Origin of the sequence: Aureimonas sp. ME7, assembly GCF_903970965.1 — a bacterium.
Lineage (GTDB): Bacteria > Pseudomonadota > Alphaproteobacteria > Rhizobiales > Rhizobiaceae > Aureimonas.
In genome coordinates this window covers 213,707-238,488 of record NZ_CAJCKW010000002.1, presented here as the reverse complement: position 1 = coordinate 238,488, position 24,782 = coordinate 213,707, and the positions used below count along the sequence as shown (strand labels likewise).

Annotated in this window: 21 protein-coding genes; 17 read left to right on the top strand and 4 right to left on the bottom strand. The window is 66.1% G+C overall.

From position 1 onward, the window contains the following. The first annotated feature begins 133 nt into the window (after positions 1 to 133). From H7A85_RS04560 to H7A85_RS04545, 4 genes are all read left to right on the top strand, one after another. A complete protein-coding gene (locus tag H7A85_RS04560) occupies positions 134 to 1,600 on the top strand; it encodes a PAS domain-containing protein (RefSeq protein WP_182084709.1) in 1,467 nt (488 codons plus the stop codon). Further along, positions 1,587 to 1,964 carry a response regulator gene (locus tag H7A85_RS04555; protein ID WP_244630939.1) on the top strand — a complete coding sequence of 126 codons (378 nt, stop codon included), beginning with the start codon at positions 1,587 to 1,589 and terminating at the stop codon, positions 1,962 to 1,964. The genes H7A85_RS04560 and H7A85_RS04555 overlap by 14 nt, the downstream gene beginning before the upstream one ends. Positions 1,965 to 2,045: 81 nt before the next feature. Further along, on the top strand, positions 2,046 to 2,681 hold the full coding sequence (locus H7A85_RS04550) for a DedA family protein (RefSeq protein ID WP_182084708.1): 636 nt from the start codon (positions 2,046 to 2,048) through the stop codon (positions 2,679 to 2,681). A 20-nt stretch (positions 2,682 to 2,701) separates the two neighbouring features. Continuing rightward, a complete protein-coding gene (locus tag H7A85_RS04545; protein ID WP_244630938.1) occupies positions 2,702 to 3,274 on the top strand; it encodes an MOSC domain-containing protein in 573 nt (190 codons plus the stop codon). A 10-nt stretch (positions 3,275 to 3,284) separates the two neighbouring features. Here H7A85_RS04545 and H7A85_RS04540 read toward each other — a convergent pair whose 3' ends face one another. Both H7A85_RS04540 and tsaA read right to left on the bottom strand, forming a co-directional pair. Then, positions 3,285 to 3,656: a DUF2293 domain-containing protein gene (locus H7A85_RS04540; protein ID WP_182084706.1), complete on the bottom strand. Its 372-nt coding sequence runs from the start codon at positions 3,654 to 3,656 to the stop codon at positions 3,285 to 3,287. After that, the gene (gene tsaA / locus H7A85_RS04535; RefSeq protein WP_182084705.1) at positions 3,657 to 4,145 is read right to left on the bottom strand and encodes a tRNA (N6-threonylcarbamoyladenosine(37)-N6)-methyltransferase TrmO; all 489 of its coding nucleotides are present in this window, start codon (positions 4,143 to 4,145) and stop codon (positions 3,657 to 3,659) included. A 94-nt stretch (positions 4,146 to 4,239) separates the two neighbouring features. On the opposite strand from tsaA, the gene H7A85_RS04530 reads away from it, so the two are divergent. The 3 genes from H7A85_RS04530 to H7A85_RS04520 all read left to right on the top strand — a co-directional run bounded on the left by H7A85_RS04530 (position 4,240) and on the right by H7A85_RS04520 (position 7,753). Further along, entirely contained in the window at positions 4,240 to 5,247 is a 1,008-nt protein-coding gene (locus H7A85_RS04530) for a metalloregulator ArsR/SmtB family transcription factor (protein ID WP_182084704.1), read from the top strand. An 11-nt stretch (positions 5,248 to 5,258) separates the two neighbouring features. Further along, entirely contained in the window at positions 5,259 to 6,164 is a 906-nt protein-coding gene (metF, locus tag H7A85_RS04525) for a methylenetetrahydrofolate reductase [NAD(P)H] (RefSeq protein ID WP_182084703.1), read from the top strand. A 368-nt stretch (positions 6,165 to 6,532) separates the two neighbouring features. Next, a complete protein-coding gene (locus H7A85_RS04520; protein WP_182084702.1) occupies positions 6,533 to 7,753 on the top strand; it encodes an alanine racemase in 1,221 nt (406 codons plus the stop codon). On the opposite strand, the gene H7A85_RS04515 is transcribed toward H7A85_RS04520, so the two are convergent. Continuing rightward, positions 7,750 to 8,124 carry a DUF4112 domain-containing protein gene (locus tag H7A85_RS04515; protein WP_244630993.1) on the bottom strand — a complete coding sequence of 125 codons (375 nt, stop codon included), beginning with the start codon at positions 8,122 to 8,124 and terminating at the stop codon, positions 7,750 to 7,752. The two genes, H7A85_RS04520 and H7A85_RS04515, sit on opposite strands and share 4 nt — an antisense overlap. Before the next feature lie 184 nt (positions 8,125 to 8,308). Here H7A85_RS04515 and H7A85_RS04510 point away from each other — a divergent pair, with 184 nt between their 5' ends. The 6 genes from H7A85_RS04510 (at position 8,309) to H7A85_RS04485 (ending at position 16,490) form a co-directional block, all read left to right on the top strand. Further along, a complete protein-coding gene (locus tag H7A85_RS04510; RefSeq protein ID WP_182085063.1) occupies positions 8,309 to 9,196 on the top strand; it encodes a neutral zinc metallopeptidase in 888 nt (295 codons plus the stop codon). A 91-nt stretch (positions 9,197 to 9,287) separates the two neighbouring features. After that, complete coding sequence (glyS, locus tag H7A85_RS04505; protein ID WP_182084700.1) at positions 9,288 to 11,411, top strand: glycine--tRNA ligase subunit beta; 2,124 nt, start codon at positions 9,288 to 9,290, stop codon at positions 11,409 to 11,411. Positions 11,412 to 11,740: 329 nt separating this feature from the next. Next, on the top strand, positions 11,741 to 13,201 hold the full coding sequence (locus H7A85_RS04500; protein WP_244630937.1) for a glycoside hydrolase family 25 protein: 1,461 nt from the start codon (positions 11,741 to 11,743) through the stop codon (positions 13,199 to 13,201). Between the two features lie 124 nt (positions 13,202 to 13,325). Beyond that, positions 13,326 to 14,291 (top strand): L-threonylcarbamoyladenylate synthase, encoded by a 966-nt coding sequence (locus H7A85_RS04495; RefSeq protein WP_182084699.1) that lies wholly within the window; start codon positions 13,326 to 13,328, stop codon positions 14,289 to 14,291. Positions 14,292 to 14,310: 19 nt separating this feature from the next. Further along, positions 14,311 to 15,738, top strand: a complete 1,428-nt coding sequence (locus H7A85_RS04490) for an FAD-binding oxidoreductase (protein ID WP_182084698.1) — start codon at positions 14,311 to 14,313, stop codon at positions 15,736 to 15,738. 176 nt (positions 15,739 to 15,914) lie between these two features. Continuing rightward, complete coding sequence (locus H7A85_RS04485) at positions 15,915 to 16,490, top strand: DUF6101 family protein (protein ID WP_182084697.1); 576 nt, start codon at positions 15,915 to 15,917, stop codon at positions 16,488 to 16,490. Positions 16,491 to 16,493: 3 nt separating this feature from the next. Here H7A85_RS04485 and ubiA read toward each other — a convergent pair whose 3' ends face one another. After that, positions 16,494 to 17,492, bottom strand: coding sequence for a 4-hydroxybenzoate octaprenyltransferase (ubiA, locus tag H7A85_RS04480; protein WP_182085061.1), 999 nt, complete (start codon positions 17,490 to 17,492; stop codon positions 16,494 to 16,496). A gap of 138 nt (positions 17,493 to 17,630) precedes the next feature. On the opposite strand from ubiA, the gene purD reads away from it, so the two are divergent. From purD to H7A85_RS04460, 4 genes are all read left to right on the top strand, one after another. Further along, positions 17,631 to 18,893, top strand: a complete 1,263-nt coding sequence (gene purD, locus H7A85_RS04475) for a phosphoribosylamine--glycine ligase (RefSeq protein WP_182084696.1) — start codon at positions 17,631 to 17,633, stop codon at positions 18,891 to 18,893. Positions 18,894 to 19,021: 128 nt separating this feature from the next. Further along, on the top strand, positions 19,022 to 21,298 hold the full coding sequence (locus tag H7A85_RS04470; protein ID WP_182084695.1) for an acyl-CoA dehydrogenase: 2,277 nt from the start codon (positions 19,022 to 19,024) through the stop codon (positions 21,296 to 21,298). Then, on the top strand, positions 21,295 to 22,578 hold the full coding sequence (locus tag H7A85_RS04465) for an acetyl-CoA C-acetyltransferase (RefSeq protein ID WP_182084694.1): 1,284 nt from the start codon (positions 21,295 to 21,297) through the stop codon (positions 22,576 to 22,578). The genes H7A85_RS04470 and H7A85_RS04465 overlap by 4 nt, the downstream gene beginning before the upstream one ends. Positions 22,579 to 22,646: 68 nt before the next feature. After that, positions 22,647 to 24,731 (top strand): 3-hydroxyacyl-CoA dehydrogenase NAD-binding domain-containing protein, encoded by a 2,085-nt coding sequence (locus H7A85_RS04460; RefSeq protein ID WP_182085060.1) that lies wholly within the window; start codon positions 22,647 to 22,649, stop codon positions 24,729 to 24,731. Positions 24,732 to 24,782 lie beyond the last annotated feature (51 nt).

Below are 24,782 nucleotides of genomic sequence, written 5' to 3'. Positions count from 1 at the left end.
GGCATATGTCGGGGTTATTCCCTTACAGGATGCCCAATCTATATCCCGCGACGATCCCGGTTCCGTCGCCTGCCGCAACCGACTGCGGCAGGCGGGGAAACCGGCCGTCACAGGGAGCGCGACGAGTGACCGAATGGACAGGTTGACCTTCGATCAGTTGTTCCTGGCATTGCCGGGCCCGCACATGATCGTCGACGAAAGCTTGACGTTCGCGGCGGTCAACGGCGCCTACGAGGCGACCACCAACCGCCGCCGGGCGGATCTGGTCGGACGCAATCTCTTCGAATGTTTCCCCGCGGAAGGCGAGGCGCGCGACCGGGTCGAGAACTCCATCCGCCGCGCCTTCGCATCCGGTCAGCCGGATACGCTCGCCTTCATCGAATACAAGATTCCGCGATCGTCCGACCCGAGGGATGGGTTCGAGCACCGTTTCTGGTCCGCCATCCATTCGCCGCTGAAGGACAGCGCGGGCCGCGTCATCTTCGTTCTCCAGAACACCGTCGACATCACCGAAATCGTGCGCCTTCGCACGGTGGTCGGCGGGGACGCGGCGGTTCCCGCCAGCGAACTGGCCCTTCTGCAGCGCACGCAGGAGGTGGAGGAAGCGTATCGCGCATCCCGCAGCCAGCTCGACCGCTTCAAGCATCTCTTCGAGCAAGCGCCTGGCATGGTCGCCTTGCTTCGCGGACCCGACCATGTCTTCACCTTCGCAAACCGGGCCTACCGTGTGCTGGCCGGCGACCGTGAACTCGTCGGCCTCTCGATGGCGGAAGTTTTTTCCGATCGCGAAGCGCGGGGTCTTGCAGACCTTCTCGACAAGGTGCTGAAAACGGGCGTCGCGGCTTCGGGTAGCGATTTGCGCGTCCTCCTGCGCACTCCCGACGGCACCTTGCGTGAGTTGTTCCTCGACATTTCCTTCAACCCGATCCGCAGCGAGACCGGCGAGGTCGAGGGCATCTTCGTACAAGGCTACGACCGGACGGAGAACGTGCGTGCCGACCAGCGGCAGCGCCTTCTGATCGACGAGTTGAACCATCGCGTGAAGAACACGCTGTCCACGATCCAATCGCTCGCTCGGCCCTACTTTCACGGCGAGAAGGACCGGGGCGAGGCGAGGGCAACCTTCGAAGCGCGGATCCTGACGCTATCCAACGCCCACAACCTTCTCAGCGACCGGCATTGGGAATCGGCCGAGCTCGCGACGATCCTGCGTCTGGAACTGGCCGCGCTCGACGTCGATCGTGTGGAGGTGGATGGCGATGGCATCACGCTCAACCCGAAAGCCGCGATCGCGCTGGCCATGGTGTTTCACGAACTTGCCTCCAACGCGCTGAAGTATGGCGCATTGAGCCATTCCGCCGGCCGTCTCCGGATCGCATGGCACCGCCATGGCGACACCGTTTCGATCGCCTGGCGCGAGCTTTGGCCGGCGGAGGATATCCGCATCGAACGCGGCTTCGGTATGCGAATGCTGGAGCGCATCGTGAAGGGCGAACTCGACGGACGGCTCAACACGGATGTCGGCGACGGCGGTCTCGTCTGGACGATCGAGGTTCCCATGATCGAAATCGAGGATATTCCACGCCTTGTCGTATCGTGATTCCCGAACCTGTCGCGGCCTGCGCGTTTTCGCCGTCGAGGACGAAAGCCTCGTCGCCATGCAACTCGAGGACATTCTGGAGGAACTGGGATGCGAGGTCGCGGCGCTGGCCATGAAGCTGTCGCGCGCGCTGGAAGCGCTCGACAAGGGCATCGAGGCCGATGTCGCCGTGCTGGACGTGAACATCGCCGGAGAGCAGGTCTATCCGGTGGCCGAGCGGCTCCGCAGCGCCGGCGTGCCGATCCTTTTTGCGACCGGCTACGGGCGGCAGGGCGTCATCGACGAATGGCAGCACTGCCCGGTGGTCCAGAAGCCTTATACGGCCGACCAGATCGAAGCGGCGATCCTCGAAGCGCGGTCCTGACCTCGGCGTAACGTTTCCGCTCGCCCGCGTGCGTGATAGGAGCGGACCGAACCCGATCCCGAGACGTTCGACCAAGGACCCATGGATACCTTCGTTCAAAACCTGATGCAGGATTTCGGCGTTGCCGGGATCGCCTTCTTGATGTTTCTGGAAAACATCTTCCCGCCGATCCCGTCCGAGATCATCATGCCGCTCGCCGGCTATCAGGCGGCGACCGGCCAGCATTCGCTGGTCGCGGTCATCGTGGCGGGGACGATCGGCTCGATCCTCGGGATCCTGCCCTGGTATTATCTCGGCCTTTGGTTCGGAGAGGAGCGGATCGTCAAGCTGGCCGATCGCTTCGGCCGCTGGATCACGATGAACGCCGAGGATGTGGAATCGGCCGACCGCTGGTTCCGCCGCTACGGGCTGTGGGCGGTGCTCTTCGGACGACTGATCCCGACCGTTCGCACCCTCATATCCATCCCCGCGGGCCTCGCCCGGATGCCGATGGCGACCTTCCTGTTCTTCTCCGCGATCGGAACCCTGATCTGGACCACGGGCCTTGCGCTCGCCGGTTATCTCCTGGCCTCGCAATATGAACTCGTCGACCAGTATATCGGCCCCGTGTCGAATGCGGTGATCGCGATCGTGGTCGTCATCTACCTATACCGCGTCGTGACCTTCAAGCCGTCGCGCCGAAAGGTGGACCTGAAGGCGGGGGACGAGCCTCGCTGAACGCGGGATCGATGCGGTCCGTGAGGAAGAAGCCCTTCACGCTGGTCGGCGCAGTCGACGGGCTTTTCCTGGCCGAAGGCAAGGGGTTCGAGACGGCCTGCGTTCCCGGGCTCGACCTGACGTTCGAGGGGATACCGGGCGACGCGCATTCTGGCGCGACCCGGCGCTCGGGCGGCCGGGAGCCCTGGTATCCCCGCCGAACCGAAATTCGCAACGAGCGCCAGATCTCCGTCGTCTCGCACATGGAACTCGCCGAAATCGCCAAGGGGCTCGGCATCGACCGACTTGCGCCGGAGTGGATAGGGGCGAACATCGCGATCGCAGGCATCGAGCGCCTGTCGTCCCTTCCGGCGCGAACGCTCCTGTTCTTCGAGGGCGGCGCGACGATCAAGATCGACGGCGACAACGCCCCATGCCGCAAGTCGGGGCGCGCCGTCGCGGCCCATGTCGAGGGGCGGGCGGATATCGAGCGAACCTTCTCGCGCGAGGCAAGGCATCGTCGAGGGCTCGTGGGTTGGGTGGAAAAGCCTGGTCGGGTGGCGCTTGGCGAGAGCGTCGAGATCCGCGTGCCCGAGCAGTGGATCTACGAATAGGGCCGAGGGGTCAGTCAGCGTCGGGGCGGGGACGCTCGCGCGGCTTGAGGATCGCTTCGGCCGGTTCCTCCAACTCCCGGTCTTCGGGCTCTGAACTCAACTGGCGGGTCGCGCCCCATCCATCCAGCACTTCGTTTATTTCGTTGAGGACGAAAAACAGGGCCTCGTCGCGTTCGTATCCCTCGTCTCGCAAGGCATCGTATTCGGTGTGCTGGTGGCGGATATGCGCCAGCGTGGCGAGCCAGACGGCGCTTGCCGGCGACAGGTCCTTCATATGGCGCGAACCCGCTGCATCGCGGATCGGCTCGGCGTCCGAAAACGGGACGCGCGGGATCAGCGCGGTGAGGTGCCGTGCAATGGCCTTCTGCCGTTCCGTCGCCATTCAGTCCTCCGGCGGTCGATCGACGCTCGGCAGATAGGGCTTGATGTCGAGAAGCGGAGTGCGGTCGAGGACGTCGATCGCGTCGAGCCGCACCACCCCCTTCGCCATGTCGAGTTCCATGATGCGCACGAGATGGAGGCCGATCGGGTTGGGGCGCACGGGCGAGCGCAGGGAAAACGTGCCGAGTGGCTCGCTGGCATGCCGGGGCATCTGGAGCGCGAGGTCGCGGCGGCCGCGATCGAGCCAGGTGAGAACGTGGATCCACTGCCCCGACTGGAGGGACGTCAGGGCGGGACGGAAGGCTTCCTCGATCTCCAGATGGGCCCAGCCGTCGCGCTCCCTAGCATCTCGAAGGTTTTTCGGGCACTGGCCGCGTTCTTCCCAAGGCGATCGCACGAGGCCGATCGGGTGAACGGTTTGGCCGGGGTCGAGTGAGACGTCGAGTTCGAAGCGAAGCTCCCCGTCTCTGATCCACGTTTCAGCGCTCATGCACCCCATCCCCTTTTGAACATCGGCTTGCCAAGCTGATACTCGACATATAAAGATATCTTTATATCATTCTCGGCTTCGGAAGGGGTTCGACATGCATCCTTCTTTCGATCTCGCGGTAGAAACACTGAAGGCGGTCGCCGAGCCGACTCGCCTGCGGCTGCTGTTTCTCGTTTCGGCGCAGGACCTCACCGTCACCGATCTGACCGCGATCCTCGGCCAGTCGCAACCCAGAATTTCCCGGCATCTTAAGCTTCTGGTGGAGGCAGGCGCGGTGGTGCGCCATCAGGAAGGGTCCTGGGCCTACTTCCGCCTGTCCGACCTTCCGCTGGTGTCGCGCATCGTCACGACCTTGAGGGAATGCGTTCGCGACGAGGATGGCGCCCTGGCCCGCGATCTGGAAGGCTTGGAGCGGGTTCGCCGAGGGCGCGCGGAGCGGGCGGCGAGCTATTTCGCCCAGAATGCAGCGCAGTGGGACCGTCTCCGCTCTCTGCACGTGCCGGATGCCGATGTCGAGGCTGCGCTGGTGGAGGCGGTCGGTGGCACGCGCGACTTCGGTTCGCATCTGGATGTCGGAACCGGTACGGGCCGAATGCTGGAACTCTTCGCCGGGTGCTGCGACAGGTCGGTCGGGATCGACGCCTCGCGCGAAATGCTGTCGATCGCCCGCGCCAAGCTGGATGCGGCCGGACTGTCGCGCGCCAGCGTTCGGCAGGGCGACGTCTACCGTCTTCCCGTTCCGCGCGGCAGCTTCGACCTCGTGACGCTGCATCAGGTGCTTCATTATCTGGATGACCCGGCATCGGCCGTGCGGGAAGGGGCCGCAGCGCTTCGCGACGGCGGACGGCTCGCCGTGGTCGACTTCGCGCCGCACGACCTCGAATTCCTGCGCACCGAGCACGCTCACCTTCGCCTCGGCTTCAGCGAAACCGCGTTGCGCCAGCTTCTGGAAGGCGCCGGGCTTACCGTCGAGAGCGTTCGTACGCTGGCTCCGGCCGACCATGCGCGCGATCGGCTCGTCGTCACCATCATCGTCGGCCGGCGTTCTCTCGGAGAGCCCGATCGGGCTTCGGGCGATACACCGGCCCTCGCCGTCGCTTAAGGATTCCATTCATGGTCCAACGTCGCAATCCGCGCTCGCCGATCGAAGTGTCCTTCGAGTTCTTTCCGCCCAAGACGCCTGCGATGGAAACCTCGCTGTGGAGCGCGGTCCAGCGTCTGGCGCCGCTGAAGCCGTCCTTCGTTTCGGTGACATACGGAGCGGGCGGCTCGACCCGCGAGCGGACGCACCAGACGGTCGAACGGATCTTGAAGGAAACCGATCTGCGCCCAGCCGCCCACCTGACCTGTGTCGATGCCTCGCGCACCGAGGTGGACGACGTGGTCCGCCAGTATCGCGCCACCGGCGTCCGGCATTTCGTCGCGTTGCGTGGCGATGGTCAGGGCGGGGCGGGGGCGGCCTACACGGCTCATCCCGACGGATACAGGAACGGCGCGGACCTCACCGCCGGCATCAAGGCGATCGATCCCGAGATCGAGGTTTCGGTATCCGCCTATCCCGAGAAGCATCCGGAAAGCCCCGACTTCTCCACCGACATCGACCTTTTGAAGCGCAAGGTGGACAACGGCGCGACGCGGGCGATCACCCAGTTCTTCTTCGACAACGATCTCTACGAACGGTACTGCGAGCGAGCCCGCCGCGCGGGGATCTATATCCCCATCGTTCCCGGGATCGTGCCGATCCACGATTTCACCAAGGTCGCGCGCTTTTCGGCTGCCACCGGAACCTCGATCCCGCTTTGGCTGGCCGAGCGGTTCGAAGGTCTGGAGAACGATCCGCAGACGGCAAGCCACGTCGCGGCGGCGGTGTGCGCCGAGCAGGTCCTCGATCTGACCGAGCGCGGCATCCAGGATTTCCATTTCTACACGATGAACCGAGCGGATCTCGTATATTCGATCTGCCACATCCTCGGGCTACGCGAGAAGGCACCCGTCGAAGCCACCTCGGTCGCAGCCTGAGACCGGACGGAACGAAAAAAGGCCGGGAGCGCCGGGCCTTTCTCAATTCAGTCGAAGTGCAGCTCCGTCAGGAAAAGACGCCGCTGACCATCACGGCGACGAAACCGAAGGCCGCGCAGATCATCACAAAATTCACCGAGCGTGTGAGTTCCAAGGTTCGGCCTCCCATTCACGAGATGTCACGGATGTTAACTGACGCTTAAACTTCGTAAAGAGCGTTTCGTTGCGAACTCGGGGGCCTTCGAAGGAAAAGAATCCGTGGGGGACCGTCGCGAGGGAGACGTCGCGAAGTGCGTGGTTTCCTCCGGTCGTTTTCCTGACATCCGCCTGACCTATCTGTTCACGCTCGCATTGGTTGGAGAAGCGTGTTGCAGAAGTTCGAGACCGCCCAGGACGCCGCCCTGACCCTGCGTCCCGACGTTCCCGTTTATTGTTTTCGACCCGAAGTGCTGCGACAGGATATCCGTCGCTTCATGGATGCGTTTCCCGGGCAGACGGCCTATGCCGTCAAGACCAACGGCGAACCACTGGTTCTCAACACGCTTGCGAAGGCCGGGGTCACGAGTTTCGACGTGGCGTCGCCGGCCGAGTTCGCCTCGGTTCGCGCCGCCGCGCCCGAGGCCGAGATGCTCTACATGCACCCGATCAAGGCGCAGTCCGACATCCGGCTGGCGCTCGAAACCTACGGGATCCGCGTTCTCGCGCTCGACCACGAGGACGAGGTGGCCAAGATCCTGCGGATCGTGCGCGCCCTCGATCTCGACCCGTCCGCCATCACGATCTTCGTACGGCTCCAGACCAAGGGCCACGCGGCCTACGAGCTTTCCAAAAAGTTCGGCGCGGCGCCCGCTCACGCGGTCGAACTTCTCCAGCGCTGCCACAATATCGGTTTCCGCGTCGGCCTCTGCTTCCATGTCGGCTCGCAGATCGAGGAGCCCGAAACCTATGAGCGCGCGCTGGCCTCTGCCGACTGGGTGCGCAACCGGGCCGACGTTCCGCTGGCGGGGTTGGATGTCGGCGGCGGCTTTCCCGCCGAATACGGGCACGACCCGCGCCGCAAGAAGAAGGCGATGCCGAGCCTCGACGAGATCATGGCGCGGCTACGCTCCGACATCGCGGAATGGGGCTTCGGCGATCTGCCCCTCGTCGCCGAGCCGGGCCGCGTCGTCGTCGCGCGTGCCTTCTCGCTGATCGTTCGCGTCCTTCTGCGCAAAGGGCGGCGGCTCTACATCAACGACGGGATCTGGGCGTCCCTGTCCGACTCGTGGACGGGCAAGATCACGCTTCCGGCGCGCTTTATTCCCGATCCGGCGCGGCGTACGCGCCACGGCAATCCGGAGACGATCGGCGCCTTCCGCGTCTGCGGAGCGACCTGCGATTCAGTGGATATCCTGTCGCGCCCGTTTTGGCTGCCGGAAACGGTCGACACGGGCGACTGGATCGAGATCGGCCATATCGGGGCCTACTCGATGAGCCTGCGCACGCGCTTCAACGGGTTCTATCCCGACACGTTCGTGGAGGTCGCGACCCCGTTCGGCGAAGGCGGGGGCGCGGAGGGCTTCGCGAGCCTAGAAACCATGGCGGACTAGCGCCGAGGCGTCACGTCCTTCAACTCGGTGGGCTCCATGTCGAAATGATCCAGGATGATCCGGATGTTTCGCTTGTGCGCCTTGAAGTAGACGTCGAACACATCGCCGGCGAGCGGCACCGCACCCACCAGGGCATCGACGCCGATGTTGGCCACCATGCGCGCGAGCTTGTGCGGGGGCACGCCGAGCCGGCGCGCCTCGTTGACGATGAAGAGACCGATAAGCGCGCCGCCCGCATCGCCGATGCCCGGGACGAGGCCGATCAGCGCGTCCGCGCCGAAGCGGATATTGGTGCCGGGAACGCGGATCGCGGTGTCCATCAGGCGCGCCAGCGCGTTGAGCCGGCCGATGCGGCGGGCGCGATCTTCCATCCAAAACTCGTCCGTGGCTGCATAAGCGGTCATGGCGTTTCGAACTCCTTCCGGCCGTCGATCGACCGCAACCCTCATGTGGTAGGGGCGCCGATCGGTTGCGAGATCGTGCTGCGGTATTTCCTCGCGGGACGCTGCGCCTATGTCCCATCCTCACGGACAGGTGAGAAAAGGCGGAACGGCGATGGAATGGCGCGGTCGACGCGAAAGCGGCAACATCGAGGACCGTCGGGGAACCGGGGGCGGGTTCGGCGGGGGCGGGGGCATGCGCATCCCGATCCGCGCCGGCGGCGGAGGCGGCATCGGCCTCATTATCCTTCTGGGCATCCTCTGGATCGGCTTCGGCATCAATCCCTTGTCCGTGATCGGTATGGACGACGGATCGCAGACGACGCAGACGTCTTCGCGTTCGGGCCCCGGTGTGTCCGGAACGGCGGACGAGACGGACAATTTCGTTGCCGTGGTGCTCGGCGATACCGAGGACGTCTGGAACCGTCGCTTTCAGGAGATGGGCCAGCGCTACCGCGAGCCGACGCTCGTTCTCTTCGACCGTCAGGTGGCTTCGGCCTGCGGAAACGCATCCTCCGCGTCCGGCCCGTTCTACTGCCCGAACGACCAGAAGCTTTACATCGACCTCAACTTCTTCCGGCAGCTCGAAGGACAGCTCAACGCGCCGGGCGACTTCGCGCAGGCCTATGTCATCGCGCACGAGGTCGGACACCACGTCCAGAACCTGACCGGCATCCTGCAGAAGACGACCGCGCTGCGCCAACGTTCGTCGGAAACCGATGCGAACGCCATTTCGGTCCTGACCGAGCTTCAGGCCGACTGCTATGCCGGCATTTGGGCGCACGATACGCAGCAGGCAGGCTATGTCGAGGATGGCGATATCGACGAGGCGCTGAACGCCGCCAGCCAGATCGGCGACGACACGCTGCAGGAGCGCAGCCAGGGCACGGTCGTGCCGGACAGCTTTACCCACGGCTCCTCGGCGCAGCGGGTCGAATGGTTCAAGCGGGGCGCGACCTCTGGCGACATGAACCAGTGCGACACGTTCCGGGGTCGGCTGTAGGAGGTCTGCCCCAAGCGGTTTTCCTTGCAATCGGGGTGACGGCATGGTGTGACGCCGCGACCTTCTCCAAAGCCGCGACGTGTGACGAACCATGCCCGACCTGCTTCTCGAACTTCGCTCCGAAGAGATCCCCGCCCGCATGCAGCGCAAGGCGGCGGGCGATCTGAAGAAGGCGGTGACCGACGCCTTCGTCGGTGCCGGGCTCACCTACGAGGGCGCGCGCGAATACTGGACTCCGCGCCGCATCGCCTTGGACATCCGTGGCCTCGATGCGCGGTCCAAGGACACACGCGAGGAGCGCAAGGGACCCCGCACCGACGCGCCGGAAAAGGCGATCGAAGGCTTCCTCAAGAGCGCCGGGCTTTCCTCGATCGAGGAAGCGCATCGCCATTCCGACGGAAAGAAGGGCGAGTTCTTCGTCGCGGTGATCGAAAAGCCGGGACGCGCCGCGGAGGAGATCGTCGCCGAGGTGATGCCTGCGATCGTGCGCGACTTTCCCTGGCCGAAGTCGATGCGCTGGGGTGCGGCCTCGGCGAAGCCCGGCTCGCTGCGCTGGGTGCGCCCGCTCCAGTCGATCCTCTGCGTCTTCGGGCCGGAGAACGGCGAAACGGCCGTGGTCGATTTCGAAGTGTCCGGCATTCGTTCGGGCGACCGGACCGTGGGGCACCGGTTCCACGCACCGGCCGAGTTCAAGGTTCGCCGCTTCGAGGACTATATCAGCCAGCTGGAAAAGGCCTACGTCGTTCTCGACGCGGAGCGCCGCAAGGAAATCATCCGCACGGATGCCGACAATCTCGCCTTCGCGCAGGGGCTCGAGGTTGTGCCGGACGACGGGCTTCTGGAAGAAGTGTCGGGCCTCGTGGAATGGCCGGTGGTGCTCGTCGGCCAGTTCGACGAGGCGTTTCTGACGATCCCTTCGGAAATGATCCAGTCGACGATCCGCGCCAACCAGAAGTGCTTCGTCACGCGCGAGCGCGGCTCGGAGCGGCTCGCCAACCGGTTCCTGATGGTGGCCAATGTCGAGGCGAGCGACCACGGCGCCGAGATCGCGCGCGGCAACGGCAAGGTGGTGCGCGCGCGCCTGTCCGACGCCCTGTATTTCTGGCAGACGGATCAGGCGAACTTGCCCGATCTCGCCGCCCTCGAAACGTCGGCAGCCGATCTCGGCCTCGACCTCGCCAAGCCGCTCGACCAGCGCATGGCCAAGCTCGACGCGCTCGGCGTGACGTTCCATGCCAAGCTGGGCACGCAGGGGCAGCGGGTCCGCCGCATCGTCGATCTGGCAGGCGTTCTGGCGCCGCTCGTCGGGGCCGATGGCGCCGCCGCCCGTCGCGCCGCCCTTCTGGCGAAGGCCGACCTGACGACCGAGGCGGTCGGCGAGTTCCCCGAGCTTCAGGGCCTGATGGGTCAGAAGTACGCCGCTTTGCAGGGCGAGGCGGAGGCGGTGCAGGCGGCTGTGGTGGACCACTACCGGCCGCAGGGACCGGGCGACAGGGTGCCGACCGATCCCGTGGCGATCGCCGTGGCCTTGGCCGACAAGCTCGACACGCTGGTTGGCTTCTGGGCGATCGACGAGAAGCCGACGGGGTCCAAGGACCCGTATGCGCTACGTCGCGCCGCGCTCGGCGTTATCCGCATCATTCTCGACAATGAATTGCGCCTGAAGCTTGGGACGCTTCTGACCTCCGGCGATCTCCTGTCCTTCTTCCACGACCGGCTGAAGGTGCAGCTTCGCGAGGGCGGCTCGCGGCACGACCTTCTGGACGCCGTTCTCGGTGGCGAAGCGGAAGGGCAGGACGATCTCCTGGATGTCGCCCGCCGTGTGAATGAACTCGGCCGCCTGCTCGCGACGGAGGAAGGCGCGAACCTTCTGGCCGCCTATCGGCGCGCCGCCAACATTCTCGCAGCCGAGGAGAAGAAGGGAACCCAAGTCGCGGTTTCCGTTGATTCTTCGCTCCTGCAGGAGGTGGAAGAAAAAGAACTCGCATCCGCAATCGAACGGGCCGAAGGCGAACTGGCGGCGGCTGTCGAGACCGAGGACTACGCGAACGCGACCTCCGCCTTGGCGAGGCTACGCGCCCCGGCCGATGCCTTCTTCGACAAGGTCCTCGTTAACGCGGAGGATGAGCGAGTGCGTGCCAACCGATTGGCGTTGCTGGCCCGTATCCGTTCGGCCTCTTCCAAACTTGCGAACTTCGACCGGATTGCCGGTTGAGGTAACTCTCTCGCGTCCAAGTTCGGACAAGCCCCGCAGCGTTTCATGATGCGATGCGGCATCGATGACTGAATGGTTTTTGTAACAATTCGTGATCGCCGTGCCCGGAACCTGCCAGATTGGCAGGAGATACATCGCCGCGATCGCACGGGGCCGAAAGCCCGGCGGTTTTCGACGGAGGGGTGAGGCCGAGCATGACCCGGCCTCGTTTCGTCTGACCTGGACTGCATCCGGCTGCCGCTCGCGCGGTGGCGGTTGCTCGACGAGGGGATACCCGGATGCCGAGAATGCGCGCCGCCTGTGCGGTAGCCATGCGTTGGGTTTGTGCCATGGCGGCTGGGGCCGTGATGGCGGGCGCCGTGCCTGCGAAGGCCGAATGGGATCGTCCCTGGCGCAACGAGGACCTCGCTCTCGTCATCGACGCCTACGAGTTCAATCCGATCAATTGGAAAGAACTTACCAGCAACAAGCGCATCGCGGCCTTCATCAATAAGGCGTCCGATGGGCTGGCGCCGTCCTGGACCTGCCGCGGCCTGTCCGGCGACGAGGAAAAGCTCTGCAAGAACCGGTGGTGGAAGTATTCCGTCACGCAGGAACTCTACATGACCCGCCGCGAGATGGCGAAGACGCTCGGCCTGAAGTGGGGCGCGTACCATCTCGGCCGTCCCGGCAACCCTCGGGAGCAGGCCGACCATTTCGTGGACTTTGCCAAGCCCGAGCCGGACGAGCTGATCGCGCTCGATATCGAGGACAACGACCCGACGCAGTGGATGTCGCTGGCCGAGGCGGAAGAGTTCGCGCGCCAGATCAAGATCCGTCTCGACCGCTACCCCGTGCTCTACACCAACGGCTCGACCGCCGCCTACATCGCGCAGAACAGGGAGACCTATCCGCTCCTGTCGCGCATGCAGCTCTGGTACGCGCGCTACCGCGACGACCTGACCGGCGTGTTTCCGGAAGGCCATTGGGACAAGTATGCCCTGTGGCAGTTCTCCTCCATGCACAACTGCAACAAGCGCTCCTGCCCCTACCGCGTGCCGGGCGCCAAGGACGACATCGACGTGAACGTCGCCGCCGTCGATGTCGAAGGCCTTCGCAAGGCATGGCCCTTCAACGGCCTCGTGGAACCGGAGACTGTGCCGGATGCGGGTGCCCTGATCGCTGAAGTCGGCGCAAAGACGAAGGATGCGGTTGCCGAAGCGGCCACGGAGGTCGCGAGCCTGGTGAAGCCGAAGGAAGCCGAAGCGGGCGAAGTGGAGCCGACCGTTCCCGGAACGCTCGCCGCCGCCTACGGCCCGGCGACGCACGCGCCGGTGGACCCTTTGAAACTCCTGACGGAGACCGCTCTTCAGGAGCAGCGCGCCAAAGCAACGCACCCCCCGGTTCTGTCCGCGCTCACGCAAGGCGCCAAGACCGAGCCTACCCCGCCGGCCGATCGCCACCCCGTGCCGGGTTCCTTCGCCGCTCAGGTGATCGCGACGATCGGGCAGCTGCGCGAAGAAATGAAGGCCGTGCGGGCGATTCTGAACGATGTCGACGCCCTGCCGGGCGAGGCGCTGGCCACGACGCCCCAGTCCCCGGCCAAGGCGGAGGTGCTCCGCTCTCGCATTCTGGAAATGATGAAGGCGGCGGAAGCCGCGGTGCAGGACGCGCCCGCGGAAAAGCCGGTGGGCTCGCCGAGCGCCGAGGAGCGGGCCGAACTCCAGAAGCCGCGCGGTGGCTGGACGCTTCTGTCCAGCTACACGCCCGGCGAACGGCGTGTCGCCCGCGCTTTTCATGCAACGCGCTGACGCTTTCCACCCTTGACGATCTGAGCGGTTAGAATGCGGCGCGGACCTTGCGTCGGACTATTCCAATCGCTCGAAGTGGCGACACGGCTTTTCGACGACGCGGCATCGGCCTAGACGTTTGCCCATGATCCCGACGAAACGAATTCAGCTCAATTCCGCTGCGGCCGAAGAAGAGGTCGCGTCCCGCTTGGCGCGAGGCGAACTCGTCGCCGTGCCGACCGAGACGGTCTATGGCCTCGCGGCGGACGCCGCCAATGGTGCGGCTGTCGCCCGCATCTTCGAGGCGAAGGGGCGTCCCCGTTTCAATCCCCTGATCCTGCACGTCGTCGGCTGCGCGATGGCCGAGCGCTACGCTCGCATCGACGATGTGGCCGCGCGGTTGATGGAGCGCTTCTGGCCGGGGCCTCTGACCCTGGTTCTCCCTGTCGTTGAGGGCTCGAACATCCATCCGCTGGCGCTTGCGGGACTCGATACGGTCGCGCTGCGCGCGCCGCGCGGCGCCCTGCAGCACATCCTTGCTCTTCTGGACCGCCCGGTCGCGGCGCCGAGCGCCAACGCGTCGGGCCGCGTCAGCCCGACCACCGCCGACCATGTTCTGCGGACCTTGAACGGGAGGATCGATGCGGTGGCGGACGGCGGCCCCGCGGTGTTCGGGCTGGAGTCGACGATCGTGCGCCCGCTTGCCGATCGCATCGTCCTTCTTCGTCCCGGTTCGGTGACGCCGGCTGAACTGGAGGAAGCCGCCGATTTACCCGTCGTGCGAAACACCGATGCGGCCATCACCGCACCCGGGCAACTGGCCTCTCACTACGCCCCGCACGGCCGCGTTCGTTTAAACGCCGAAGAGCCGAAGGACGGCGAGCATTTCATCGCTTTCGGCCCGCTCGCGCAGCCCGCTTCCAGTCGTGCCGCGGCGATATTCCAACTCAGCGAAACGGGGGATCTGCGCGAGGCGGCGGCGCGTTTGTTTACGGCGCTGAGTTCTTTCGATGCGCCGGAGATCGAGCGGATAGCCGTCGCTCCGATCCCGTCCGAGGGGCTGGGCGAAGCCATCAACGACCGCTTGGCGCGTGCGGCCGCCGAGCGCTGAGATCGAAGGACGCTTGAATATGCCGAACGCCCAGGAACCGCTTTCCGACGATCTGCGCGCTCGCTTCGCCGCGCTCTTGCCGCCCGGACGGGCGCTGACCGAAGCTGCGGATCTTGCTCCGTTCCTTCAGGAAACGCGCGACCTGTTTCCGGGGCGCTCGCGCCTCGTCCTGCGCCCGTCCACGGTGGTGGAAGTGTCGGCGATCATGCGGCTCGCCTTCGAAACGCGTACGCCCGTGGTTCCGCAGGGCGGCAACACAGGGCATGTCGGCGGCCAGATGCCTCGCAGCGAGGCCGAGATCGTGGTTTCGCTCTCGCTCCTGAACGGAATCCGCGACGTGGACCCGGTCGGGCATACGATCACCGTGGATGGCGGGGTGGTGCTCCAGCGGGTGCAGGAAGCGGCCGACGCTGCCGGCCTCCTGTTTCCGCTCTCGCTCGGCTCGGAAGGGTCCTGCCAGATCGGCGGCAATCTGGCGTCGAATGCGGGTGGGACCGGCGTTCTCGCCTATGGCAATGCGCGCGAGCTATGCCTTGGTATCGAGGCGGTTCTGCCGTCCGGCGAGGTGTTCCACGGCCTTCGCCGTCTGAAGAAGGACAATCGCGGCTATGATTTGCGTCAGCTCCTGATCGGGTCGGAGGGAACGCTCGGCCTGATCACCGGCGCCGTTCTCAAGCTGTTTCCCAAACCACGCGGCCGGGAGGTCGCCTATGCCGGTCTATCGAGCGCCGATGCGTTGCTCCGGCTGTTCGAGCGGGCGCAGGCAGCGGCGGGCGGGTCGCTGACGGCCTTTGAGATCATGCCGCGCATCGCCATGGAGTTCACACTGCGCCACACGGCCGGCGCGCGGGATCCGATGGGGAACCCCCACGCCTGGTACGCGCTCCTCGAAACCTCGTCCAACCGTTCGCCGGACGATGCGCGTGCGACGATGGAAGCGATTCTCGCCGCGGCGCTGGAAGCCGGTGAGATCGAGGATGCCGCGATCGCGCCGTCAGAAACGGACTCGAAACTGTTCTGGCGCATGCGCGAGGAGATGAGTTGGGCGCAGAAGCCGGAAGGCGGCTCCATCAAGCACGACGTGTCCGTGCCGGTGGCGATGGTGCCCGAGTTCCTTCGCTGGGCCGACGCGGCGGTGCTGCGCGCGATCCCCGGTGCGCGTCTCGTTTCCTTCGGGCACCTCGGCGACGGCAACATCCATTACAACGTCTCGCAGCCCATCGGTGTCGACAAGCAGGCGTTCCTGGACCGGTGGGGGGAAATCAACACCCTGGTCCACGGCATCGTCGCCGAAATGGGCGGCAGCTTCGCCGCCGAGCACGGGATCGGCCAGCTGAAGCGCGACGAACTCGCGCGCACCAAGCCCGCCGTCGAGATGGATCTGATGCGGGGGATCAAGCGTGTGTTCGATCCTTACGGGATCATGAACCCCGGAAAAGTCGTTTAAAGTTATGTTCAAACTTACGATTTGAATACCCTGTTTTCGGTCATGTTCACTTAACTGCCTTTCTTAGGCCGCCTGCAACATGCACCCGATAGTCTGCAAGCATCGAAGGCCGGGATACATCGGCCGTGCAGGGGAGATCGAAAGAAGATCTCCACACAGACAGACGGGGACACGACATGAGCGTGGTTCATCATCAGAACGCAGGCCGGCCGGAATGGGCGAACATGCCGATCCGGCTCGATCCCGCCCTTGCGGATCGCAAGCAGAGCTTCGAGCTGGTCCAGGACGGGGAACTCGTTTCCTACCGCGTCGATCGGCGTGGGGCGATCGTTCGCCGGCAGCTGGAACAAAGCGGCCTGCCGGTCGCCATCGCGCTGCCCTCGCGCTCCTTCAAGGGCGTCGCCGCCCGCGCCATGGAGGACGCGAACGGCGACATCACCGTGACGCTGGAGCTTCACCACGAAGACCCGCGCATGTCGGTGCCGCTTCTGGTCGCCTGCGATCTCTACGACGTGGCGGCGGACTGGCGCGGCTGGTCCGACCTCTTCTCTCTGCCGATGCTCATGGTGGAGGCCGACGGCACCGTCACGGCGCTGGAGGACACGCTCGGCCGCGTGCGCAAGGGAGAGCCTTCGGTCCGCCGCGCCGCCAGCCATCGCGGCCGGCGTCCGCGCTTCCTGGCCCGCCGCAAGCCCGGTGGTCTCGGCATGCGCATGATCGTCCAGGGCGAAGAGATCATCGCCCGCAGTTAAGTGTCAGTAGATCCGTGGGAAGGACAGGATCCATAGGCTGGAGAAGACGAGCCCGAGGAAGACGATCCAGCCGAACAGCGAGTTCGACTTGAACAGCTTCAGGCACTCGTCCGGGTCGTCGATGGAGAGGTTCCGGATCTGCCAACCCATCTGGACGGCGCCGAGCAACAGCCCGGCATAGGCCGGCCAGGATGGGCCGGCATTGCCGGCGTTGGCGACGAGATAGGCCGCGCCGAACAGGGCGATCGCTCCGCCATACAGGAGAACGAGCGCCGTCTTCGTTCGGCTGCCGAACAAACGAGCCGTCGAGCGCACGCCGACGAGGGCGTCGTCCTCGCGGTCCTGATGCGCGTAGATCGTGTCGTAGCCGACCGTCCAGAGCACGGCGCCGGCGTAGAGCAGGACCGGCGGCAGCGAAAGCGTCCCCCAATAGGCTGCCCAGCCCATCAGTGCCCCCCAGGAAAACGCGAAGCCGAGGCCGAGCTGCGGCCAGTCCGTCACCCGTTTCAGGAACGGATAGACAGCGACGATCGCGAGCGACGCGATGCCGAGCAGGATCGCGAAAAGGTTGAACTGCAGGAGCACGGCAAGGCCGACCAGCGCCTGAAAGACGAGGAACGCCTTGGCCTGGAGGCCGGAAACGCGGCCCGAGGGCAGGGGGCGCGAGCGCGTTCGCGCGACCCTCGCATCGATGTCCCGATCCACGAGGTCGTTATAGGTGCAGCCCGCGCCCCGCATCGCGACCGATCCGACCAAGAACAGGACGAGGTGCCAGAGATCCGGCAGGCCGATATGCACGGCCGACGGCGCTGCCCATTGCGGGGCGAGCGCGGCCGACCACCAGCACGGCCACATCAGAAGCTGCCACCCGATCGGCCTGTCCCAGCGCGCGAGCTGCGCATAGGGCCAGAAGGGCCGAGGCAGGACGCGGTACACCCAAGTATCGGATGGAGCGTCCGCAACGCGGTCGGACGATGGCGTGGATGGGTGGTGTAAGCGCATCGGCAACGCAAAAGCCTCGGGGCGCGCCGGCCGTCAAGTCCCGAACGGGCAGCGGCAAAAGACTTGACCCTTCCCGCCGGCAACCTCTATCGCCGCCGGGAACCCTCGCGCGCGTCTGTCTGGAAGCACGAAACCCTCATGACCATCGACGTTCTTCTGATCGGATCGGGCGGCCGCGAACACGCCTTGGCCTGGAAGCTCAAGCAGTCGCCGGAGCTGGGCCTCCTCCATGCCGCGCCGGGCAACCCCGGCATCGCGGAACTGGCTGAGATCGCTTCGATCGACGTCGCAGATCATGCGGGGGTCATCGCCTTCTGTCGGGACCAGCGGATCGGCCTCGTCGTCGTCGGCCCCGAAGTGCCGCTCGTCGCCGGCCTTGCCGACAGCTTGCGCGACGCGGGCATTGCCGTGTTCGGCCCGAGCGCGGCGGCCGCTCGGCTCGAGGGCTCCAAGGGCTTCACCAAGGAGCTTTGTGCGGCGAAGAACATCCCGACCGCCGCGTTCCGTCGCTTCTCGCGGGCTGAAGAGGCCAGGGCCTATATTCAGGAGCAAGGGGCGCCGATCGTCGTCAAGGCAGACGGGCTGGCGGCGGGCAAGGGAGTCACCGTGGCATCGAGCGTCGAGGAAGCCGTTCGGGCGGTGGACGATTGCTTCGAGGGCGCCGCCGGTGCCGAGGTGGTGATCGAGGAATGCCTGTCCGGTCCCGAAGCCTCCCTGTTCTGCCTGTGCGACGGCGACATCGCCTTGCCCTTCGGGACGGCGGAGGATCACAAGCGCGCGTTTGACGGGGATGAAGGTCCGAACACCGGCGGGATGGGCGCCTATTCGCCCTCCGGCCTTATGACGCCCGAACTCACCGAGCGCGCGCTTCGCGAGATCGTTCGCCCGACGCTGGAAGGCATGCGCGAGATGGGTGCGCCGTTTCGCGGCGTTCTTTATGCCGGTCTGATGCTGACGGCGGAGGGGCCGAAGCTGATCGAGTACAACGTGCGCTTCGGCGATCCGGAGGCGCAGGTGCTGATGCTTCGCTTGCGAAGCGATCTCCTGCCGATCCTGCTGACAGCCGCCACGGGTTCTCTGGCGGGCGTCGAGCCCGAATGGTCGCCCGAGCCGGCGGTCACCGTCGTGCTCGCGGCCAAGGGGTATCCCGGCGCGGTGCGCAAAGGCACGCCGATCCGGAACATCCCGGCCCCGAAGGCGGACGAGATCGTCTTCCATGCGGGAACGACGAGGCAGGGCGACGAGATCGTCGCGAACGGCGGGCGCGTTCTCAACGCAACCGCGCGCGACGCCGATATCGGCTCCGCCATCGCGAAGGCCTACGCCCTGGTCGATCGGATCGACTGGAGCGACGGCTTCTGCCGCCGCGACATCGCCCATCGCGCGCGCACCACAAGCTGACGATTGCGCGGGGCTCCGGTGACATCGCCGCGAGCGCGTGTGGCAAAGCTTGGAATCGGTCATATCTGGGACGTATGACCGAGCGCGGCGGGGCAACCGGCCGCGCATAAGTCTTGGGAGGTAAGACGATGTCGTTTCGCATGGACCGCCTGACCCGTCCGATCTATCGATGGGCCAAGACCGCGATGCCGCCGATCTCCGAAACGGAGAGCAAGGCCATCGACGCGGGCACGGTCTGGTGGGACGGCGAGCTTTTCAGCGGCGCGCCCGACTGGGAAAAGCTCCTCGCCATGGCCCCGGCCAGCCTGTCCGCCGAGGAGCAGGCGTTCATGGATGGTCCCGTCGCCGAGCTCTGCTCGATGATCGACGAATGGCGGATCGTCTGGCAGGATCGCGACCTTTCCCCGGACGTCTGGGACTTCATGAAGAGCCGCAAGTTCTTCGGGATGATCATTCCGAAGGAATACGGCGGTCTCGGTTTCTCCAACACGGCGCATTCCGAAGTGGTGCGCAAGGTGTCCTCTGCCAGCGTCGCGGCCGGTGTCACGGTAATGGTGCCGAACTCGCTTGGGCCGGGCGAACTCATGCTGCATTTCGGCACGCAGGCGCAGCGCGATCATTGGCTGCCGCGCCTCGCCGATGGGCGCGAGATCCCCTGCTTCGGCCTGACCTCCGATCGCGCAGGGTCGGACGCGGCGGCAATGACGGATCGCGGCGTCGTGGAATATGGCGAACACGAGGGAGCCCGCGTTCTCGGCATTCGGCTCAACTTCTCCAAGCGCTACATCACGCTTGCCCCCGTGGCGACCGTCATGGGCCTGGCGTTCAAGCTCTACGACCCGGAGGGTCATCTCGGACGCGGCGAGGAACTTGGCATCACCGTCGCGCTGATCCCGACCTCCACCCCCGGCGTTCGCCACGGCGATCGGCATATTCCCGGCTTCACCTTCTTCCAGAACGGCCCGCTTCACGGCGAGGACGTCTTCATTCCGATGGACTGGATCCTCGGCGGCGAGACGCAGATCGGCGAGGGGTGGACCATGCTGATGAAGGCTTTGGCGGCAGGGCGCGGGATCTCGCTTCCCTCGCAGTCCGCCGCCGCCGCTGCAATGGCGGCGCGGATGACCGGGGCTTACGCGCGCGTCCGCACCCAGTTCAACCTGCCGATCGGCATGTTCGAGGGCATCCAGGAGCCGATGGCGGAACTGGCCGCCAACGCCTATCAGGTGGACGCCGCGCGCCGGCTGACGGTCGCGGCGCTGGACGAGGGGCATCGTCCGTCCGTCGTGTCGGCCATCATGAAGTCCAACGCCACCGAGCTCATGCGACGCTCGATCGCGCATGCGATGGATATTCAAGGTGGCAAGGCGATCATCGACGGGCCGATGAACGCGCTCGGCCCCCAGCACCGCTCCGTGCCGATCGGCATCACGGTCGAGGGCGCCAACATCCTGACGCGCAATCTGATGATCTTCGGGCAGGGCGCGATCCGCGCGCACCCCTACATGCTGAACGAGATGCGCGCGCTCGCCAACCCCGACGAGCGCGAGGGCCTGCGCGAGTTCGACAGGCACTTCTGGGTCCATGTCGGCCATTCCGTCACCAATCTTCTGCGCACCGCCCTGTTCGGCTGGACCGGTGGGCTTGCCGCCCCGGCCCCGCGCGGTGCGGCCTTCACCAGCCACTGGCGTCAGCTTTCGCGCTATTCCGCCGCCTTCGCGCTGCTGGCCGACCTCGCACTCCTGACGCTCGGCGGCAGTTTGAAGCGGCGCGAGATGCTGTCGGCCCGGCTCGGAGACATCCTGTCGGAGCTTTATCTCCTCGGCGCCACGCTGAAACGGTTCGAAACGGACGGGCGGCCGGAAGCCGATCGCCCGATCGTCGAATTCGTCATGCAACGCGGCATCAACCGGATGGGCCGGGCGTTCCACGGCATCTTCGCCAACCTGCCGGCACGCTGGGCGGCGATCGCCGCCCGTATCGTGGCGTTTCCTCTAGGGATTCCGATGCGCCCGCCGGCCGACGAGCTGGTACGCGAGGTCGCCGAGATTCTGATGCGTCCGTCTTCGCAGCGCGACCGGCTAACCCCGAACCTTTATCTCGGCGAGGGCCGCGAGGACCATCCGATCGCGGTTCTGGAGCGCGCATTCGCGCATGTGACCGACGCTGCGCCGATCGCCAAGCGGATGCGCGAGGCGAAGGTCCGCGATGCGAGGAAGGCGCTGGAGCAGGGCGTGATCACCGAAGCCGAGTTCCAGCAATTGGCTGATATGGACGCGGCCGTCGATCGCGCCATCGCCGTCGACAGTTTCCCGATGGAGGACATCTCGCCCATCGCCAGCCAGCACAGGCCCGACCGCAAGAAAGCGTCGAACGAAGCGCCGCGCGCGGAGGCGGCGGAATGAGCCGCGCGGTCTATCTCGTCGACGGCGCGCGCACGCCCTTCATCAAGGCGCGCGGCAAGCCGGGGCCATTCACGCCGGTGGATCTCGCCGTCCTGTGCGGTCGCCCGCTTCTGATGCGCCAGCCGTTCGATGCCGATCTGATCGATCTCGTGGTTCTGGGCTGCGTCAACGTCGTGGCGGACGAGATGAACCCGGCGCGCGTCGCCGCGCTCCGCCTCGGCCTGTCCGACACGGTGCCGGCGCATACGGTGCAGATCAACTGCGGCTCCGGCATGCTGGCGATCGACGACGCGATGCGTGCGGTCGCCGATGGCCGCGCGGAGATCGCGCTGGCCGGCGGGGCGGAAGCGCTGAGCCATTCGCCGCTGGTTCTGAGCAGCGACGCCGTGCAGTGGTTCGCGCGGTTGAATGGCGCGCGCACGACGGGTGATCGGTTGAAGGCGATCTCCGGGCTTCGCCCCGGCTATCTGAAGCCGGTCATCGGCCTGGAGCGAGGTCTCACCGATCCGATCACCGATCTCAACATGGGCCAGACAGCCGAAAAGGTCGGCCACCTCTTCGGCGTGACGCGGCGCGAAGCGGATGAATATGCCGCCGAAAGCCACCGACGCCTCGCCGCCGCGCAGGGCGACGGTACGCTGGAGGGAGAGGTCGTGCCGATGTTCTCACGGCGCGGCGACGTGTTCGAGCGGGACGACGGGGTGCGCCCTGATTCCACCGCTCGAACGCTAGGCGGTCTCAAACCAGTGTTCGAGCGGCCCTATGGCAACGTCACGGCCGGCAACTCGTCGCAAATCACCGACGGGGCGAGTTGGACGCTGATCGCCTCGGAAGAGGCGGTGAAGCGGCACGGGCTTCAGCCGCTCGCGCGCATAGCGGATGTGCGCTGGGGCGCGCTGGATCCATCCATCATGGGGCTCGGACCCGTGGTGGCGATCGCGCAGCTCTTGAAAACGCACAAGCTTTCGCTCGCCGATATCGGGCTGTTCGAGATCAACGAGGCATTCGCCGCGCAGGTTCTCGCCTGCGTCCGGGCTCTGGCCGACGACAAGGTCGGCCGGGAGGTGCTCGGCTTCGACGGGGCGGTCGGGGAGATCGCAGCCGATCGTCTGAACGTCGATGGCGGGGCCATCGCGCTCGGGCATCCGGTCGGCACCAGCGGCAACCGCATCACGCTTCACCTCGCCCATGCCATGCGAAAGCGCGGCGCGCGGTTCGGCATCGCCAGCCAGTGCGTCGGCGGCGGCCAGGGTGGCGCGCTGCTTCTGGAGGCTGCATGAGCACCGTTCGCAAGACCAAACCCCGTAGCGCCAAGCGGGCTGCGCCCGACATCCGCGAGCAGGCCGCGATGCTGGATGCGCTGGCCGACCGGGCGCTCGAGCTTTCCGCCGCCGCTGGCGTGGAGCCGACCGGAAACTGGCGCTCGGGCCGCGACGAGGATGGCGTCGCCTGGTGGGTGCTGGACCGGCCGGGCAAGTCGGTCAACACGATCGACCGCAGCGTTCTGGAAGAGCTGAACACGTTGATCGACGAGGCGGAGGCCCATCCGCCGAAGGGCGTCGTCATCCGCTCGGGCAAGCCGTCCGGCTTCGCGGCGGGCGCCGATATCGCGCAGTTCGTCGGTGCCTCGACCACCGAGATCTCGGCCATGCTGGCGGACGGGCACGGTGTGCTGGATCGCCTGGCGGCGCTCCGCATGCCGGTGATCGCCGTGGTTCACGGGCACTGCCTGGGCGCTGGACTCGAACTCGCGCTGGCCTGCCGCTTTCGTCTCGCAGTTTCCAACGCGTCGCTCGGCTTTCCCGAGGTCATGCTCGGCCTCCATCCGGGGCTCGGCGGCACGTTCCGTTCGCTAAAGGTGGCCGATCCGATCGAAGCGATGACGATGATGCTCACCGGGCGCAACATGCCCGCTCGCCGGGCGCGCAAGATCGGGCTGGTGGACGCGGTCGTGGAAGAGCGGCACGTCGTCAACGCCGTGCGCGCGGCGACGGGCGGCGAGCTGCACCGGCCGGACCGTTCGTTGCCTGCCAGGGCCTTCGCCTTGAAGCCCGCTCGCAGCATCGCGGCCCGGCGGATGCGCGCGGAAGCTCGAAAGAAGGCGGACCCGGCGCACTATCCCGCGCCGTTCCAGCTGATCGATCTTTGGGAGCAGCATGGCGGCAGCGAAGAGCGCCTGCGCCGCGCGGAGCTCGAAAGCTTCGCCTCGTTGGTGGAAACCCCAACGGCGCAGAACCTCGTTCGCGTCTTCTTCCTGCGGGAGGCCATGCGGGCGCAGAAGGACGGGGCGTCCGGCATCAAGCGCGTCCACGTCATCGGGGCGGGCGCCATGGGCGGCGATATCGCGGCCTGGGCTGCGCGGGAAGGTTTTCGCGTATCCCTGTCGGATATCGACAACCGGCCGATCGGCGAAGCGCTGCGCAAGGCCGCCAAGATGCTGGAAGGCACGCTCAAGGATCCGCTAAAGGTCCGCGATGCGCTGGACAGGCTCGTGCCCGATCCAGCGGGCGCCGGCATGGCGGGCGCGGATCTCGTCATCGAGGCGGCGCCCGAAAGGCTGGAGTTGAAGCAGTCGATCCTGCGCAAGGCGGAAGCGCGGATGAAGCCGGGCGCGATCCTGGCTACCAATACGTCGGCGCTTCCGTTGCCCGATCTGGCGCAGGGCCTTGCCGACCCCTCGCGCCTCGTCGGCATCCATTTCTTCAACCCGGTTTCGCGCATGCAGCTGATCGAGGTCGTGAAGCACGACGCTCTCGCGCCGGACATGTTGAGGCGGGCGACGAATTTCGTCGTGGAACTCAATCGTCTTCCGGCACCCGTTCGCCCCTCGGCGGGCTTTCTCGTGAACCGCGCGCTCACTCCTTACATCGCCGAGGCCATCCTCCTGGCCGGCGAAGGCGTTCCGAAGGAGCGGATCGACGCGCGGGCGGAAGCGTTCGGCATGCCGATGGGCCCGATCGAACTGGCCGATCAGGTCGGTCTCGACATCGCAGTCGAGGTGGCGCAGACGCTGGCCGAGCGGGTCGGCATGCCGCTTCCCGAAATGCCGGGCTGGTTGCATCAGATGGTTCGCGAAGGGCGGCTCGGCCGCAAGACCGGCGGCGGGCTCTACGACTACGACGCCGAGGGCAAGCCCAAGAAGGTCCATCTCGACGCGCTGCCCGACAAGTCCGCCGACGACCCCGATCTCGTGGACCGCCTGATCCTGCCGATGCTCAACACCGTGGTCGCCTGCCTGCGCGAAGGGGTGATCGAGAGCGAGGATCTCGCCGATGGTGCCATGGTGTTCGGCACCGGCTTCGCGCCCTTCCGGGGCGGTCCGATGCGCTATGCGCGCGATCGCGGCATCGACGATATCCTTTCCAAGCTGCGCGAGCTGGAGATGACGCATGGCGCCCGCTTCCGGCCTGATCCGGGATGGGATCGGCTATGAGCCATCTTTGACGTAAACGTCAAATGACGATAGCTTCGACGTCAGTATTGG

What these genes read in the sequence shown, in the direction of transcription:
- H7A85_RS04560 (WP_182084709.1), top strand. Translation starts at nt 134, where the DNA reads ATGGACAGGTTGACCTTCGATCAGTTGTTCCTGGCATTGCCGGGCCCG.
- H7A85_RS04550 (WP_182084708.1), top strand. Translation starts at nt 2,046, where the DNA reads ATGGATACCTTCGTTCAAAACCTGATGCAGGATTTCGGCGTTGCCGGG.
- H7A85_RS04540 (WP_182084706.1), bottom strand. Translation starts at nt 3,656, where the DNA reads ATGGCGACGGAACGGCAGAAGGCCATTGCACGGCACCTCACCGCGCTG.
- tsaA (WP_182084705.1), bottom strand. Translation starts at nt 4,145, where the DNA reads ATGAGCGCTGAAACGTGGATCAGAGACGGGGAGCTTCGCTTCGAACTC.
- H7A85_RS04530 (WP_182084704.1), top strand. Translation starts at nt 4,240, where the DNA reads ATGCATCCTTCTTTCGATCTCGCGGTAGAAACACTGAAGGCGGTCGCC.
- metF (WP_182084703.1), top strand. Translation starts at nt 5,259, where the DNA reads ATGGTCCAACGTCGCAATCCGCGCTCGCCGATCGAAGTGTCCTTCGAG.
- H7A85_RS04515 (WP_244630993.1), bottom strand. Translation starts at nt 8,124, where the DNA reads ATGGAAGATCGCGCCCGCCGCATCGGCCGGCTCAACGCGCTGGCGCGC.
- H7A85_RS04510 (WP_182085063.1), top strand. Translation starts at nt 8,309, where the DNA reads ATGGAATGGCGCGGTCGACGCGAAAGCGGCAACATCGAGGACCGTCGG.
- glyS (WP_182084700.1), top strand. Translation starts at nt 9,288, where the DNA reads ATGCCCGACCTGCTTCTCGAACTTCGCTCCGAAGAGATCCCCGCCCGC.
- H7A85_RS04500 (WP_244630937.1), top strand. Translation starts at nt 11,741, where the DNA reads ATGGCGGCTGGGGCCGTGATGGCGGGCGCCGTGCCTGCGAAGGCCGAA.
- H7A85_RS04495 (WP_182084699.1), top strand. Translation starts at nt 13,326, where the DNA reads ATGATCCCGACGAAACGAATTCAGCTCAATTCCGCTGCGGCCGAAGAA.
- H7A85_RS04490 (WP_182084698.1), top strand. Translation starts at nt 14,311, where the DNA reads ATGCCGAACGCCCAGGAACCGCTTTCCGACGATCTGCGCGCTCGCTTC.
- H7A85_RS04485 (WP_182084697.1), top strand. Translation starts at nt 15,915, where the DNA reads ATGAGCGTGGTTCATCATCAGAACGCAGGCCGGCCGGAATGGGCGAAC.
- ubiA (WP_182085061.1), bottom strand. Translation starts at nt 17,492, where the DNA reads ATGCGCTTACACCACCCATCCACGCCATCGTCCGACCGCGTTGCGGAC.
- purD (WP_182084696.1), top strand. Translation starts at nt 17,631, where the DNA reads ATGACCATCGACGTTCTTCTGATCGGATCGGGCGGCCGCGAACACGCC.
- H7A85_RS04470 (WP_182084695.1), top strand. Translation starts at nt 19,022, where the DNA reads ATGTCGTTTCGCATGGACCGCCTGACCCGTCCGATCTATCGATGGGCC.
- H7A85_RS04465 (WP_182084694.1), top strand. Translation starts at nt 21,295, where the DNA reads ATGAGCCGCGCGGTCTATCTCGTCGACGGCGCGCGCACGCCCTTCATC.
- H7A85_RS04460 (WP_182085060.1), top strand. Translation starts at nt 22,647, where the DNA reads ATGCTGGATGCGCTGGCCGACCGGGCGCTCGAGCTTTCCGCCGCCGCT.